The sequence below is a fragment of the Agrobacterium sp. D14 genome, assembly GCF_001526505.1.
GTDB lineage: Bacteria > Pseudomonadota > Alphaproteobacteria > Rhizobiales > Rhizobiaceae > Agrobacterium > Agrobacterium leguminum.
In genome coordinates this window covers 1-15777 of the sequence record NZ_ASXX01000013.1, presented here as the reverse complement: position 1 = coordinate 15777, position 15777 = coordinate 1, and the positions used below count along the sequence as shown (strand labels likewise).

The 15777-nt window shown below is 59.8% G+C and carries 10 protein-coding genes; 3 read left to right on the top strand and 7 right to left on the bottom strand.

Going from position 1 to position 15777, the window contains the following annotated elements:
* Nucleotides 1-85 precede the first annotated feature (85 nt).
* A complete protein-coding gene (locus L901_RS10995) occupies nucleotides 86-421 on the bottom strand; it encodes a hypothetical protein (protein WP_059756548.1) in 336 nt (111 codons plus the stop codon).
* A 151-nt stretch (nucleotides 422-572) separates the two neighbouring features.
* Entirely contained in the window at nucleotides 573-995 is a 423-nt protein-coding gene (locus L901_RS10990) for a secondary thiamine-phosphate synthase enzyme YjbQ (RefSeq protein ID WP_035260980.1), read from the bottom strand.
* A gap of 253 nt (nucleotides 996-1248) precedes the next feature.
* Here L901_RS10990 and L901_RS10985 point away from each other — a divergent pair, with 253 nt between their 5' ends.
* The gene (locus L901_RS10985; protein ID WP_059756545.1) at nucleotides 1249-3801 is read left to right on the top strand and encodes an HWE histidine kinase domain-containing protein; all 2553 of its coding nucleotides are present in this window, start codon (nucleotides 1249-1251) and stop codon (nucleotides 3799-3801) included.
* A gap of 43 nt (nucleotides 3802-3844) precedes the next feature.
* Here L901_RS10985 and L901_RS10980 read toward each other — a convergent pair whose 3' ends face one another.
* The 4 genes from L901_RS10980 to L901_RS10965 form a co-directional block, all read right to left on the bottom strand.
* A complete protein-coding gene (locus L901_RS10980; protein WP_059756542.1) occupies nucleotides 3845-4765 on the bottom strand; it encodes a DUF930 domain-containing protein in 921 nt (306 codons plus the stop codon).
* A 196-nt stretch (nucleotides 4766-4961) separates the two neighbouring features.
* Nucleotides 4962-7016 (bottom strand): RNA polymerase sigma factor RpoD, encoded by a 2055-nt coding sequence (gene rpoD, locus L901_RS10975; RefSeq protein ID WP_035260974.1) that lies wholly within the window; start codon nucleotides 7014-7016, stop codon nucleotides 4962-4964.
* Nucleotides 7017-7409: 393 nt separating this feature from the next.
* Nucleotides 7410-9395, bottom strand: a complete 1986-nt coding sequence (gene dnaG / locus L901_RS10970; RefSeq protein ID WP_059756539.1) for a DNA primase — start codon at nucleotides 9393-9395, stop codon at nucleotides 7410-7412.
* Between the two features lie 380 nt (nucleotides 9396-9775).
* Nucleotides 9776-10228, bottom strand: a complete 453-nt coding sequence (locus L901_RS10965; RefSeq protein ID WP_003522833.1) for a GatB/YqeY domain-containing protein — start codon at nucleotides 10226-10228, stop codon at nucleotides 9776-9778.
* A 335-nt stretch (nucleotides 10229-10563) separates the two neighbouring features.
* Here L901_RS10965 and carA point away from each other — a divergent pair, with 335 nt between their 5' ends.
* Nucleotides 10564-11769 (top strand): glutamine-hydrolyzing carbamoyl-phosphate synthase small subunit, encoded by a 1206-nt coding sequence (gene carA / locus L901_RS10960; protein ID WP_003522834.1) that lies wholly within the window; start codon nucleotides 10564-10566, stop codon nucleotides 11767-11769.
* 38 nt (nucleotides 11770-11807) lie between these two features.
* On the opposite strand, the gene L901_RS10955 is transcribed toward carA, so the two are convergent.
* On the bottom strand, nucleotides 11808-13205 hold the full coding sequence (locus tag L901_RS10955) for an MATE family efflux transporter (RefSeq protein ID WP_059756536.1): 1398 nt from the start codon (nucleotides 13203-13205) through the stop codon (nucleotides 11808-11810).
* Nucleotides 13206-13534: 329 nt separating this feature from the next.
* Here L901_RS10955 and L901_RS10950 point away from each other — a divergent pair, with 329 nt between their 5' ends.
* The gene (locus tag L901_RS10950; RefSeq protein ID WP_059756532.1) at nucleotides 13535-15625 is read left to right on the top strand and encodes a methyl-accepting chemotaxis protein; all 2091 of its coding nucleotides are present in this window, start codon (nucleotides 13535-13537) and stop codon (nucleotides 15623-15625) included.
* Nucleotides 15626-15777: the final 152 nt, after the last annotated feature.

The window sequence follows — 15777 nt, the reverse complement described above, 5'->3', positions numbered from 1 at the left end:
CTCGCCTGCCTTTCCGGACAAGCGAGGGGCATTTTTGATCCATCTACCGTACGGGGATATCGGCAGATCGATAAGGTCGCCGCTGTTAGCGGCGGATGACGGGGCAGCCGCGCTCATTGGCGAAAACGACGCGGTCGCGGCCGTAACGGTTGAAGCCAGCCACCACGACACGGCGCGGCGATACATCAACCACGCGGGCGCGGCGAAGGCCCATGCGGCTCGCTTTTTCTTCCGCAAGCCACGGCGAGCAGCCACGGCCCGGGCGATCCGGACGACCCCAGCCGGGACGATGGCCATAGCCATCCTGAACCTGAACTCTGAACTGAACATCCGAGCCTGCGGAAGCCGCCGGCGCAGTAAAGGAAATTCCACCGAGGGCGATGAGGGCAGCCAGGCCGGCTTTTGCGAAGGTGCTGAACATGAACTCACTCCGTTTGTTGCTTTGCCGACAGGGGAACATCCCCCGGCGATTGACGAGACCCTAGACCCGCCCGCCTGAATATCAGCAGAACCGAATGTTCAGCAGGCGTTCAGGGAGGTTAACGCGGAACGCCTCGATCCGGATCCGGATATCACGGCGAGATATGCAGCACGATTTCGCGCCGATGCGGCTCATCGCGGTGTTCGAAAAGATAAAGGCCCTGCCAGGTGCCGAGCACGAGCCTGCCGTCGCTGATCGGCACGCCGATGGAAACCGTGGTGAGCGCCGATTTGATATGGGCGGGCATATCGTCGGGGCCTTCGAGCGTGTGGATGATCCAGCGCATGGAAGGATCGTCCGAAGGCGGCACGAGACGGGAGAAAAACACCGTGAGATCGCGCCGCACATCGGGATCGGCATTTTCCTGAATAAGCAGCGAGCAGGATGTGTGCCGGACGAAGATCGTCAGCAGGCCTTCTTCCAAGCCGGCGTGGCTGACGAATGCCTTGGCCTCGGATGTGAATTCATAAAGACCCTGCCCCCGGGTGGCGACGATCATTTTTCTCTGCGGCACATTTTTTCCTTCAACGGGTTGGAACAAAATCGGCGCTGCCAACGTTTCAGCATGTCAAATTGTATCCGATGACGTAATGGATACGACAATTGCGTGACGACGGCCTATAAAAGCAGAACGGAAAACCGGCGTCACAGTTGCAAAAAACGGGGAAGGGTTGGCACTATCAGAATGAATTATTCAAGCTTACCCGTTCCTCGACGAACAAAATATTCCCCGTACAAGACAGGCACAGGGTGCGAAAGACTTATTCATGGCCCCCAGTGACTATCATGTCGATCTGACCAATTGCGACCGCGAACCCATCCACATCCCAGGCTATATTCAACCGCATGGCTGCCTCATCGCCTGCGACAACGCCATGCGCATGGTGCTGCGGCATTCTGAAAACTGCCGCGAACTGCTCGGCGTCGAAGGCGATATCAATGGCAGGACCGCCGAGGAGGTGCTCGGCAAAAAGCTCGTCCACGATCTTCGCAATGCGCTCACCGTCACCGGCAGAACCACACGTCCCGCCATGCTGCCCGCCATGGAAATGAGCGACGGCCGCAGCTTCGATATTTCCCTGCACCGCTACAAATCCACCACGATCATCGAATTCGAACCCTCCCGCAGCGAAACGCAGCCGCTGGGCACCGCGCGCAAGATGGTGGACCGCATCCGCGAGGCGGACAGCGTCGAAAGCCTGATCTCCAGAACGACGCGGCTGATAAAGGCGACGCTCGGTTACGACCGGGTGATGATCTATCGTTTCGAGGAAGACGGCGCCGGCAAGGTCGTGTCGGAAGCCAAGCAGCCGGAGCTGGAAAGCTTTCTCGGTCAATATTTCCCCGCCAGCGACATACCCCAGCAGGCCCGCGCGCTCTATCTCAAGAACACATTGCGCATCATCTCCGATGCGAGCGGAGCCCGGGTTTCCGTCCTGCCGGCGCTCGACGCATCGGGCGAACCTCTCGATATGTCCTTTGCGCATCTGCGCAGCGTCTCGCCCATCCATTGCGAATATCTTCGCAACATGGGTGTTGCGGCTTCCATGTCGATTTCGGTAATTGTCGACGGTGCGCTATGGGGCCTGATCGCCTGCCATCATTATTCCCCGCGCGTGTTGACGATGCCGGTCCGGATCGCCGCTGAAATGTTCGGAGAGTTTTTCTCCATGCATTTGCAGGTTCTGAAACAGAAGCGCAGGCTCGATACCGTCAACCATGCCCATGCCGCGCTTGACCGCTTTCTTCGGCTTGCCGCCCATCACGCCAACATCGAAGAACTGCTGATCGACAGCTTTCAGGATTTTGCCGATCTGATGCCCTGCGATGGCGTCGGCCTATGGGTGGGAAACAACTGGCACGGCCATGGCGCAACACCGCCGCATGACGCCATTCCAAGGCTGGCGCGCTTCGTCGCCTCGGCGTCGGAAGGCAAGGTCTGGGCGACGCATGCGCTGTCGCAGGCCATACCGGAGGCGGAAATCTATGCCGGCACGGCAGCTGGAATGCTCGCCATCCCGCTGTCGCAGGTGAAAAACGACTACCTGCTGTTTTTCCGCAAGGAGATCGTGCAAAACCTGAACTGGGCCGGCAATCCGGAAAAATCCTATGAGACCGGCCCGATGGGCGACCGCCTTACCCCGCGCAAGAGCTTTGCGATCTGGAAAGAGACGGTCCGCCTGCAGGCGCAGCCCTGGTCGGAAGCCGACCGGGAGATCGCGGAAGCGGCGAGGATTGCGCTGGTCGAGGTCGCATTCCATCACAGCGAACTGATGGCGGGCGAAAGGGAACGCGCAGAAGTTCGCCAGCGCATGCTGAACGAGGAGCTCAACCACCGCGTCAAAAATGTTCTCGCCATCATCAAATCGCTGGTCGGCAATCCCTCGCAGGAGGGCAAGACCCTGCAGGAATATGTGACCGCCCTGAAGGGCCGCATTCAGGCATTGTCCTTTGCCCATGACCAGATCATTCGCGGTGAAGGCGGCGGCGCGCTTCGCGATCTTCTGGATGCCGAACTGTCGCCGCACCGCTCGCCGGAAACCGTTGTGAAACTGACCGGCCCGCAGGTGACGCTCGATTCGCGCGCTTTTTCCGTCATGGCTCTTGTTCTGCATGAGCTGGCGACGAACGCCGCCAAATACGGCGCGCTTTCGCAAAATGGCGGGCAATTGCATGTGCGCTGGACCATCGACGAGAACCGCGATTGCGAGATTGAGTGGCGCGAAATCCTGCCCACCAAACTGCCCCCGCCATCGCGCGCGGGCTTCGGCACCGCGCTCATCAGCCGCAGCATCCCATACGATCTCGGCGGACGCAGCACGATACGCTATTTGCCTGACGGGCTGGAGGCGGAAATTCTCCTGCCCTCCCGTCACGTTTCCTCGGCCACGGCAGTCGCCGACACGCAAACCGAAGATGAAACCGCGCCGCAGCCCAGACGCTATAACCGGGAGGAGCCGTTGAAAGTATTACTCGTCGAAGACCAGATGCTGATCGCCATGGATGTCGAGAACATGCTGGAAGACAACGGCATCAAGGCAATCGAAACGGCAACCTCGTCGGCAATGGCCATTGAAAAGCTGAAGACCTATGTGCCGGACGTGGCCATTCTCGACATCAATCTCGGCTCCGATACATCGATCCCCGTCGCCCGGGAACTCCACCGCCGCGGCGTCCCCTTCCTCTTCGCCACCGGTTATGCGGATGGCAGCATGGTGCCGGATGAATTCGGCAACGTGCCGGTGATCAGGAAGCCCTATGATGAGGATGCACTGATGGCGGGCATTGGGCTGCTGGTGGGGGATGCGGAGCGGGTTTAGGAGACTTATGTGAACGAAGCTTCCTGATTGGGAACACCCGCCTTCACTGAAACCTCGTAAAGCCCCGCTTTTTCGCGTCTTCCGGGCTGACCTCATTTCCGATTTTAAACCGGAATTCCGTCACCGTGTAATTTTCCAGATCGACTTCGCACTGGAACGAGACGTCATGCCAGCCATTGCCCGTGTTGAACGCGCCGCCGGAAGCATCGATCGAATTACCGGAAATCCTGCCGCCCGTGTCCGAATAGGGGATCATGCCTCTGGCGGCAAATCCCGCACCCTGAATCTGGGCAAGGGCTTCGGTGCTGCAAAGCTGAACGACGCGGCGACGCGGTGGCAGATCGCCAAACATCTGGCGTCTCTGCGCCGGTGACAGCATGGCCGAAGACAGGAGGTTTTTGGCCGCCGGAAGCTTCGCGGGCTTCTTTTCCGTCACTTCCGCCGGCTTTTCCTCAGTCGGCTTGGCCTGCGGCACCGGCGGCTGATCGGGCTGCGCTTCTTCCTTCACGGGTGAAACCGCGATCTCCCCCTGTGCGGCGGAAGCCTGAAGATCGCTGTTGGCGGCAGGAGCTGCGGGCTTTTCCTCAGCCGTTTTCTCAGGCTGGCTTGCAGGCTCCGCAGAAGGCTCGGTCTTTTCCGCTTCCTCCGTCTTGCCCGGTTTGTCCTCGGGGTCCGCCTGCGTTTCCTCGGGCCTCATGGCTATGGCCGGTAACGTCGCCTGCGGCTGCGGCAAAGGTTTTGCCTCTTCCGCCGGAGGAGCGGGCGGCGGCGGTGGAGGTTGCGGCTTTTCCTCTTTCGCCTTCTCTTCACCCGGCGGCGGGGCCTCTTCCGCCTTTTTCTCCTCGGGCTGAGACACCAGATCGACGCTAATGCTCTCAGGCTCCTGCGGCTCGGCTATCCGCTCCGGCAGCTCGAAAAAGAAAAGCGCGACGACGGCAAGATGCAGCAGCACGGAGACGGGCACAGCCCATCCTCCCCTCCGCCATTTGCTTGCCGAAATCTGTTGCATCTCATCGAACCAAATCGAACCCGGGCTTATCCAGCAAAAGCGGAATGCCTGTTTTCACACATAAGGCTTGTCGCAGAGTTCGCCAGTGCGGGAAACAAAAAACCCGGCCAGCGCTGACTGACCGGGTTCAATTTTAAAGGAAACAAACAGCTTAGCTGTCGAGGAAGCTGCGCAGCTTTCTGGAGCGGCTCGGATGCTTCAGCTTACGCAGCGCCTTCGCCTCGATCTGGCGGATACGTTCGCGCGTGACCGAGAACTGCTGGCCGACTTCTTCCAGCGTATGGTCCGTATTCATACCGATGCCGAAACGCATGCGCAGAACACGCTCTTCACGCGGCGTCAGCGAAGCCAGAACGCGGGTTGTCGTCTCGCGCAGGTTCGCCTGAATGGCGGCGTCGATAGGCAGCAGCGCGTTCTTGTCCTCGATGAAGTCGCCGAGATGCGAATCCTCTTCGTCGCCCACGGGGGTTTCAAGCGAAATCGGCTCCTTGGCGATCTTCAGAACCTTGCGCACCTTTTCAAGCGGCATGGCCAGCTTTTCGGCCAGTTCTTCCGGGGTCGGCTCGCGGCCGATCTCGTGCAGCATCTGGCGCGAGGTGCGAACGATCTTGTTGATCGTTTCGATCATGTGAACCGGAATACGGATCGTGCGGGCCTGGTCAGCGATCGAACGCGTGATCGCCTGCCTGATCCACCAGGTCGCATAGGTCGAGAACTTGTAACCGCGACGGTATTCGAACTTGTCGACCGCCTTCATCAGGCCGATATTGCCTTCCTGAATGAGATCGAGGAACTGCAGACCACGGTTGGTGTATTTCTTCGCAATCGAGATCACCAGACGCAGATTGGCCTCGACCATCTCCTTCTTGGCAATGCGCGCTTCGCGCTCACCCTTCTGCACCATCGAAACGATGCGGCGGAATTCGGCGATGGAAATGCCGGTTTCCGTGGAGAGGTTCTGGATTTCCTGACGGATCTCGCGGATCGTGTTGCTTTCCTCGCGGGCGAATTCCTTCCAGCCGCGCGCGGCCAGATTGGCAATCGACTTCATCCAGTTCGGATCGAGTTCCGCACCGTGATACTGCTCAAGGAAGCTGTCACGCTTGACGCCATAGGATTCGGCAAGGCGCAGCAGCCGGCCTTCATTCTGCATCAGACGCTTGGAAATGTCGTAGAGCTGCTCGACCAGGCTGTCGATACGGTTCTGGTTCAGCGACAGCGACTTGACGGCAGTGATCAGCTGATCCTTCAATTCCTTGTAACGACGCTCCTGACCGGAAGACAGGGTGCCGGTGCAGGCAAGGCGCGCCTCAACCTGCTGATCCTGAAGCTTGCGCAGCTTCTTGTAGGTGTCAGCGATGGTGTCGAGCGTTTCCATGACCTGCGGGCGCAGTTCGGCTTCCATCGCGGCAAGCGAAAGATTGGACTCGTCGTCGTCCTCTTCTTCCTCTTCCGGCGGCAGGCCATCGCCGCCAACATCCGTCACATCCTCGTCGCCGGTCGGCGCGCGCAGCTTGCGGGTCTTTTCTTTCTCTTCGGCGGCCTTACGGTCCGCTTCGATCTTTTCCGGGCTCTGGAACTGCGGAGCCGCCTTGGCTTCCGGACCGGAATAGGTGGTTTCGAGATCGATGATCTCGCGCAGCAGCGTCGTGCCTTCGTTGAGCTCGTCGCGCCAGATGATCAGCGCCTGGAACGTCAGCGGGCTTTCGCACAGGCCGGAAATCATCGTTTCGCGGCCGGCCTCGATGCGCTTGGCGATGGCGATTTCGCCTTCGCGCGACAGAAGCTCCACGGAACCCATTTCGCGCAGATACATGCGCACCGGGTCGTCGGTACGGTCGGTCGGTTCTTTCTTCTTGGCGGTCGCAAGCGCGGTGCCGCTGGAAGGGGCAAGTTCCCCACCCTCGGAATCGTCGCTATCGGAATCGCTGTCGTCGTCACTGCTGGCGGCTTCCTCGGCGTCCTCGTCCTCGATCACGTTGATGCCCATGTCGGACAGCATCGCCATCGTGTCCTCGATCTGCTCGGAGGTCACCTCTTCGGACGGCAGGACGGAATTCAGCTCGTCCATCGTCACATAGCCGCGCTTCTTGGCGGCCTTGATCATTTTCTTGACCGCGTCATCCGAAAGGTCGAGAAGCGGGCCGTCCGTCGCACCGTCGCGTTCGTTTTCTGCTTCTTCGTTTTCTTTGACTTTGGTTGCCATCTATCTCGTCGCTTTCCCTGACGCTAACACCTGTTCCGCCGCATCGCCGTCCGCCCCTTGAGCATCCGGCGCATTGCCGCGAATCACTGTCAGACACCTAACGGAGTGATCTTTAATTGCCGATTAACCACGGCAGCCTCAGGCAGAATGCAAAGACAGTGCACCCGGAAATGCTTGCTCATGCAATTTCTATCCGCCAAGGCTCATTCCACCTTACTTTTCCTGAAATGGTGATTCCCGCTATTTCCCGCCCCGTCAAGCCTTTGAAGGCGAGACAGCCAAGGAAATTCTTAAAAAGAGCCGCATTTTGCGGGTTATCACCAGACTATCCCCTATTTAGGACGCCTGCCGCAAAAGGCAACCCCAAACACCTTTCAATTCTGCCGACCGCCCTCAGCCATGGCCGACGGCCGGCCCCTTCACCCGGCCGGACATGACCCCGAAACCATCGATGATCGCCTCCTGATTTTCCATACGGCCGATTTCCAGCTGCACTTCGGCCAGCGCCCGCACCAGCAATGTACCGCGTTCGTCATCCGTCGCCTCGGCGATTTCCCGCTCCAGTTCCTTTTTCTGCCAGAGCAGGGATTTCGTCCTCTTATGCAGGGAAAGCGCCTGCACATAACCCTCGCGCGCATCCTCCATCGCCGCCTGCTCCGTCGCCGTCCACAGGCGGGCATTGCGCACCTGCTGATCCATGGCCTTCAAAAGCACCTCGAAACCCTGCTGCGACAGGCGCTCGATCAGCCCGGCCCGCGAAATCTCCGCCGCACTTTCCGCCGCATAGGTCAGCACCGTCGACCACAGGCGCTGCAAATCGCGGTTCTCGTAGTCGATGGCGGCGATCTCGTCATATTCCTCGAGCAGCAATTCGGGATGGTTGACGATGGTGATGGCAAGAACGCTTTCCCGGAGCGAAGGCTTGGTCTGGTAACCCCTGACGAGACCGGATTGCGCCAGCCGGTCTGAAATGCTGCTGGTCGGTGCAGCCATCGCCCCGCCCCGCCCCGGCGCATTGCGCTGGAAGCCGCGTCCCGCCGGCTGCGCGCCATTGCGGCGGAAATTGCCGTTCTGAGCCCCGCTTTGCTGAAAACGCGGCTGGAAAAAGCCGTTCAGCCTGTCGCGCATATCCTGCTGGTAAAACCGCCGCACCGTCTCGTCGCCGATCACGGCCACGATCTGCCGCAACCGGCTTTCAAGCTGCGCGCGTTTTTCCGGCGTATCGAAAGTAACACCGGAGGTCTCGCGGCTCCAGATCATCGCGGCCAGCGGCTTGGCCTCTGAAAGTACCCGGTCGAAAGGCGCACGCCCCTCCAGCCGCACGAGATCGTCCGGATCCTTGCCATCGGGCAGAAGCGCAAAGCTGACGGAACGATCCGGCTTGATATGCGGCAGGGCAAGATCGGCCGCACGGTTGGCGGCGCGAATGCCGGCGCCATCGCCATCGAAGCAGAGGATCGGCTGCGGCGACATTTTCCAGAGGAGATCGAGCTGGCTTTCGGTCAGCGCCGTGCCGAGCGGGGCGACGGCATTTTCCACACCCGCCTGATAGAGCGCGATAACATCCATATAACCTTCGACGGCGATGACCGAACCGCCTGCCGCCTGCGAGGCGCGCCGGGCGCGGGCGAAATTGTAGAGAACATTGCCCTTGTGAAAGAGCTCTGTTTCGTTGGAGTTCAGATATTTCGCCACCGCATCCGCCGCCATGGCGCGGCCACCAAAGGCGATCACCTTTTCCCGCGACGACAGGATCGGGAACATGATGCGATCGCGGAAGCGGTCGTAGGAGACCGGCACATTCTCATGTACCACCAGCCCGCAGGCCTCCATCTGTTCCTTCGTTACGCCCTTGCTCGCCAGATGCTCTTTCAGCGCATTGCGGCTATCGGGCGCATAACCCAGCCGGAAAGTCTCGATGGTGCGCCCGGTCAACCCGCGATCGCGCAGGTAAGCCCGCGCCCGCGCACCGAGCGCGGTCTGTAACTGGTCCTGAAAGAACAGCGTTGCCATTTCCATGACGTCCTGAAGCGAGGTGCGCTCGCGCTCGCGCTTTTCCGCCTGCGGATCGGGCTGCGGCATGGAGATGCCGGCCATATCGGCAATCTGCTGCACGGCCTCCGGAAAACTCAAACCTTCAAGCTCGGTCAGAAAGCGGAAGTGATCGCCGGAAACGCCGCAACCGAAGCAATGATACCGCCCCTTGCGGTCCTCGCAATGGAAGCTCGGGCTTTTTTCCCCATGGAACGGGCAGCAGGCCCAATAATCCCCGCGCGACGTGTTGGTCTTCTTCTTGTCCCAGGACACACGTCGGCCGATCACATCGGAGATGTTCACGCGGTCGCGTATCTCATCGAGGAAAGAGTTGGAAAAGCGCATGGGTTACCTATTCGAGGCCAGTCTTTCATATAAGCGCGGAAAGAGGCCAGCACAAAACTTAAAGAACAGGAATACCCGATATTCACAGGCCACGACGGCAAAATCACATCGCCTTTGCGCCCGCTTCGGGCGAATTTATGGCACCGCAGCATCACCAAAAATTATGTTTTTGTAATTTGAGCCGGCCGCAGCGGCGATGTAAAAACATCAGCGAAGGCAGCAATTGACCTCCGTATAATCTGCCGACGCCCGCAGGCACGTCCCCCGAAAAAAACCTGTGAAGGACCGCATTTTGATCCGCCGGAATGCGTTTTCATCGACAGAAAAAAGGCAGGGCAGCCCACATCTGCCCTGCCTTTACTTTTTAAGGATGCCCGAACTTACTTCAGCAAATCCTTGACGACGCCGGAAGCCTTGGCGAAGTCGATCTGGCCGGGATAACGCTCCTTCAGCGCGTTCATGCACTTGCCCATGTCGCGCAGGCCGGACGCGCCGGTCTCAGTGATAACGGCCTGGCAGAGTTCGCGCACCTTCTCGGCCGGGATTTCTTCCGGCATGAATTCCTTGATGATGACGATTTCCTCGCGCTCCTGAGCTGCAAGCTCGGGGCGGCCGGCGCCTTCATAGATATTGGCGGATTCTTCCCGCTGCTTCACCATCTTGGTCAGGATCTGCATGATGTCCTCATCGCTGACGGGGTCCTTGCCCACGCCGCGATTGGCGATATCGCGATCCTTGATGGCGGTCTGGATGAGGCGCACGGTCGAGGTGCGGCGTGCATCACGAGCCTTCAATGCGTCCTTCAAAGCGTTTGCGAACGTGTCGCGCATCATTTTTCTTCTCCTTGGGAAAGCGCTTTCCGCAGCTTCTCGATACGGAAACTTTCCACCTCATTTTGCGAAACGACATAAACGAGCAGACACGCTCAAGCAAATCAAATGCATAAGACCTTGAAAATACGGTGGTTTAATTCCACGTAAATCTTGGCCCTGCGGTTGACCGCTTGGGCTGCTTTCGTTATTTTCCGGCACCTGCACGAGATTTTAACGAAGGGTCGGAACGCGAGCTTTATCGCGCGCCCCTTTATGTCACGAAGCCTGCGACAAAAATGGCCCCTTACCCCCTGCCTTTCAAGAGGCGGGGTGCAAAGCGGCAGAAACGGAACGAGATGACCGAGACAGCGCCCTGGACTACCCGCAAACCGACCGCAATGCTTGTTCTTGCCGATGGCACGGTGATTGAAGGAACGGGCATTGGCGCAACCGGCAAGGTTCAGGCCGAAGTCTGCTTCAACACGGCGCTTACGGGTTACGAGGAAATCCTGACCGATCCTTCCTATCTCGGCCAGATCGTCACCTTCACCTTCCCGCATATCGGCAATGTCGGCACCAATGAGGAAGACATCGAAGACCTGACGCCCGCCGCCCGTCGCGGCGCCGTCGGCGTCATCTTCAAGGCCGACATCACCGATCCGTCGAACTTCCGCGCCGCCAAGCATCTCGATGCCTGGCTGAAGGCCCGTGGCGTCATTGGCCTTTGCGGCATCGACACCCGCGCGCTCACCGCATGGATCCGCGAAAATGGCGCGCCGAACGCGGTCATCGCCCATGACCCGAACGGCGTCTTCGACATCGAAGCGCTGAAGGCGGAAGCCAAGGCCTGGAGCGGCCTCGTCGGTCTCGATCTCGCCATCGAAGCCACCTCCGGCCAGTCCTCCACCTGGACGGAAACGCCGTGGGTGTGGAACAAGGGTTATGGCACGCTCGGCGAAGCCGATGCCAAATACCACGTCGTCTGCGTCGATTTCGGCGTCAAGCGCAACATCCTGCGCCTCTTTGCCGGTCTGGATTGCAAGGTCACGGTCGTTCCGGCCCAGACGTCGGCCGAAGACATTCTGGCGCTGAAGCCGGATGGCGTGTTCCTCTCCAACGGTCCGGGAGACCCGGCCGCGACGGGCGAATATGCCGTGCCGGTCATCCAGAATCTCATCAAGAGCGAACTGCCGATCTTCGGCATCTGCCTCGGCCACCAGATGCTCGGTCTCGCCGTCGGTGCAAAGACCGAAAAGATGCACCAGGGCCACCACGGCGCCAACCACCCGGTCAAGGACTTCACCACCGGCAAGGTTGAAATCGTCTCCATGAACCACGGCTTTGCAGTCGACACCAAGTCGCTGCCCGAAGGCGTCGAAGAGACCCATATCTCGCTGTTCGATGGCACCAATTGCGGCCTGCGCATCGTCGGCAAGCCGGTCTTCTCCGTCCAGCACCACCCGGAAGCATCGCCCGGCCCGCAGGACAGCCACTATCTCTTCCGCCGCTTCGTCAACCTGCTGCGCGAAAGACAAGGCGAGGCAGCGCTCGCCGAGCGCTGATACTTCGTAAAATCAGGAAAGATTATGCGGCCCGCTTTTCAGCGGGCCGTTTGCATTTCACGCTTCACCAGAAGGACGAAGCGGACGGTGAGCAGAACGGCCGCCGTCGAAAGGCCGATCACGAAGCCGAACCAGACGCCGCGCCCGCCAAAGCCGAGCGGAAAGGCCATGGTCCAGGCAAGCGCCAGCCCGATCGGCCAATAGGAAATCAGCGCCAGCATCGCCGGAATGCGCGCATCCTTCAATCCGCGCAGCAGGCCCGCCGTCACGGCCTGAATGCCGTCGACAAGCTGGAAGATGCCGGCGATCACCACCAGGCTGCTGGCATAGGCAAGCACTTCCGCCGCCTCGGGCAATTTCGCATCCAGGAACCATTTCGCCAGAAATTCCGGCACGGCCGCAAACAGGATGCCGCCGCAAATGGCAATACCGCAGGCAATCGCATAGACCATGATGGAAGCGCGGATGAGGTTCTTGAAGTCTCCTTGACCGCGGGCGATGCCCACCCGCACGGTCGCCGCCTGCGACAGGCCGAGCGGAATCATGAAAGCGATGGAGGCGAGCTGCAGGGCGATGCCGTGCGCCGCAAGCTGCACGGTGCCGATCTGCCCCATGAGGATCGAGGCGGCGGCGAACAGCGTCACTTCGGCAAGGATGGTGATACTGATCGGCAGGCCGAGGCGCAGCACTTCGAAGAGCGCATGCCAGTCCGGCCGCCAGAAACGCACGAACAGCTCGTATTTCCTGGTTTCCTCCCGCGTCTGCACATAGGCGACGATGAAGATGAAGCTGAAGGCATTGACGATGACGGCAACGACGGCAGCACCGTTCATGCCCATGGTGGGCAATCCGAAATGGCCGAACACCAGCGCATAGGCAAGCACACCGTTCATCACCAGCATGATGATGGTGACATAAAGAATGATGCCGGCGCGCCCGATGGCGCTGACGAGCCCGCGCAGGACATAAAACAGCAGCGCCGGCAAAAGGCCGAATTTGGCGATGGCGAGATAATGGCCGGTCAACGCCGCCACATTGGGGTTCTGCCCGAGAGAAATGAGAATGCGCTCGGCATTAAAGAAGATCGGCAGGGCGAGCAGCCAATAGGCGATAGCCACCCACATGCCCATGCGCAGCGAGCGACGGGCCGCCGTCGCATCCCCCTGCCCGTAGGCCTGCGCCACCATCGGCACCACGGCCACGGAAAAGCCGGAGCCGAAAATGAAGACGACGAAAAAGAACTGCCCGGCCAGCACCATGGCCGCCAGCTTTTCAGCGCCAAGCTGTCCGACGATGACCATATCCGTTGTATGGATGCCAAGCTGCGCGAGCTGCGCACCGATGAGCGGAATTCCCAGCGCAAGCGTAGCCTGAAAATGCGAAAACCACGACCCCGATCCGGACGGAACGGTTTCTGCAACAACCGACGAAGACATTGTAATTCACCTGAACTTTGGCCGTTGCCCGCGAATTGCGCAACGGCAGCATGGTGATGAATAAAATATTCCCTTCCTGCACGCAACCTTTGCGGATGAGTGATCAAAATTTACGCAAACAAACGGCGCCGCTCCGGCCTCAGCGCAAACGACATGACATAAGACAAATTTAGCTGAATTTTACCATTCTGCTTTATTCATTAGAACATCGCGTAGTTCTTTTAAATCACAAGCTGCATGATGCAGAATATTCCCGCCTTTCTGGCATGTCTTTCCCACCATTTCACAAGATGAGCCGAACGGTACATCCTGTTCCAAGGACGTGTAGCTTGCCCAAAAAAACCAACCTCATGACACGCATTCTCTTTGCGGCGTCTTCGCTTGTCGTCGCCGCCTTTGCCGGTTTTTCCTTCTACATCGACAGCCTTCAGCACCGCGTCACAACAGAAGCGGTGGCAGAAAATATCGATTCTTCCGGCAAGCAGGCCGCGCAAAGCATCGCCAACTGGCTGAATGGCCGCATCATGCTGACGGAAACAGTGGCAAAGACGCTTGCCAAGCTTCCGGATGAAGAGGCGAAGCTGCGGTTTCTGGAAAACGACGTTCTGACCGCGCAGTTCATGTCGACCTATTTCGGCAATGCCGAAACGGGAAGCTTCACCACCTTCCCCAAAACACCGCTGCCGGAAGGATATGACCCGCGCAAGCGCCCGTGGTATCTGGATGCGGTCAAGGCCGGCAAGACGGTTCTGACCGAACCCTATAACGACGCCTCGACCGGCGGCCTCATCATCACCGCCGCAATTCCCGTTTCCATCGATGGCAAGCTGGCTGGCGTGACGGGCAGCGACTTCTCGCTCAATTCGCTGGTCAACATGATCAAGTCGGTGGATGCCGGCGCGGACGGATATGCGTTCCTCGTCAGCAAGGACGGCAAGATCCTTATTCACCCCGATCCGAAATTCGTCGACAAGCCGCTGACCGATCTGTTCAAGGTCAATACGCCGGCCATTTCCTCGGCGATTTCGCAGACGGAAATCGACGGCAAGGGCAAGATCACCAGCTTCATTCCGGTGGCGGGCCTGCCCTCGGTCGACTGGTATCTCGGCTTTGTCGTCGATTCCGATGTTGCCTATGGCGCCATTGGCCAGTTCCGCCTGGCGGCGACCATCGCCACAATTCTCGCCGCCGCGATCATGATCGGTCTCTTGGCCACCGTGCTGTCCCGCTTCATCGTCCGCCCGGTGACGCAGATGACGTCAGCCATGGAAGGCCTCGCATCCGGCAATCTCGAGGTCGCCATTCCCGGTCAGGAGCGCACCGACCAGATCGGCTCCATGGCCGCGGCCGTCGCCGTGTTCCGGTCGAACGCCATGGAACGCCTGCGCCTCGAAGGCGATGCCGAAGAAAACCGCACGCTTTCCGAACGGGAGCGCAGCGAGCGCGAAAGACTGGCGGCAAAGGACGCCGCCGACATCCAGTTCGCGGTCGATTCGCTTGCCCGTGGATTGGCGCATCTTTCCGATGGCGACCTCAACTACCGCATCGACACACCTTTCGTGACCCGCATCGACCGTCTGCGCGATGATTTCAACAATTCCGTTGCCAAGCTGAACGCAGCGCTCAGCACCGTCGGCCAGAACGCCCGCGCCATCGACGCCGGGGCCGGCGAAATCCGTCAGTCCGCCGACGATCTCGCACGGCGCACCGAGCAGCAGGCAGCTTCCGTGGAAGAAACTGCGGCGGCGCTTGAGGAAATCACCACGACGGTCAAGGATTCCGCCCGCCGCGCGGAAGAAGTGGGCCGTCTGGTCGACCGCGCCCGCAACAATGCCGAACAGTCCGGCGTCATCGTCGAAGATGCAGTTCGCGCCATGGAAGGCATCGAAAAATCGTCGTCCGAGATCAGCAACATCATCGGCGTGATCGACGAGATCGCCTTCCAGACCAACCTTCTGGCGCTGAATGCCGGTGTGGAAGCCGCCCGCGCCGGTGAGGCCGGCAAGGGGTTCGCCGTCGTCGCACAGGAGGTGCGCGAGCTTGCCCAGCGCTCCGCCAATGCGGCGAAGGAGATCAAGACGCTGATCAACGCCTCGACATCGCAGGTACAATCGGGTGTCGATCTCGTCGGCAATGCCGGCAAGGCGCTGGAAACCATCGTCCGCGAAGTGCAGGAGATCAATCGCCACATCGACGCCATCGTGACGTCGTCGCGCGAACAGTCCACCGGCCTTCAGGAAATCAACACCGCCATCAACACCATCGATCAGGGCACGCAGCAGAATGCCGCCATGGTTGAGGAACAGACGGCCGCAAGCCACGGGCTCGCCTCGGAAGCGGCGGCGCTCAACGAGCTGCTCGCGCAGTTCCAGCTCGCCACGGCCACCCGGCGGCAGGCGGAATATGGGCGGGCCGCTTGAGGGGGAGAACAATATTGGCCGGATCGCTACTGCAACCAGATCACGGCCGAAAGTCACCCACTCTCGACGTCATCCTCGGGCTTGTCCCGAGGATCCAACCACGCCTCGTTTAAAAGATACGTCGCAGATGCTCGGGACAAGCAACCGTGGAT